Below are 407 nucleotides of genomic sequence, written 5' to 3'. Positions count from 1 at the left end.
CGGCCCGGCGGCGGCAGGCCCCGGTCGCGCCGCTGGCTCAAGGCGGTGGTGGTCTTCCTGCTGATCACGATCCCCGCGGGCTATATGGTCATCTCCGCCCTCCAGAGCCGCAACAGCGGCGAGGACAAGCAGGAGAACGCCTCGGCGACCGGCCTCACCGCGGGCTGGCCGAGCAAGGTCCAGCGGCGCATCTACGACGTATGGATCCCGGGCTACTCCGCCGACGTGGCGTTCTACGAGACCAACTCCTGGAAGACCAGCTCGCTGTACGTGCAGTTCGTCACCTCCGCCGAGGGCCTGGACCGGTTCCTGGTCCGGCTCGGCACCGACCGTGCCGAGCTGGAGAACGGCAGGGTCACCATCGACGCCGACGACGCGAAGAAGGTCGGCTGGCGGATCGGCGGCGA

1 protein-coding gene is annotated in these 407 nt (G+C 69.5%); it reads left to right on the top strand.

What is annotated here, in order from left to right; translation table 11 throughout:
- On the top strand, nt 1-407 hold a 407-nt coding region (locus tag CCN51_RS55245; protein WP_158104731.1), incomplete at both ends, for a hypothetical protein.

Origin of the sequence: Streptomyces milbemycinicus, assembly GCF_002154605.1 — a bacterium.
Classification (GTDB): Bacteria; Actinomycetota; Actinomycetes; order Streptomycetales; family Streptomycetaceae; genus Streptomyces; species Streptomyces milbemycinicus.
The sequence above is the reverse complement of the archived record's forward strand: the minus strand, read 5'-3'. Positions and strand labels throughout refer to the sequence as shown.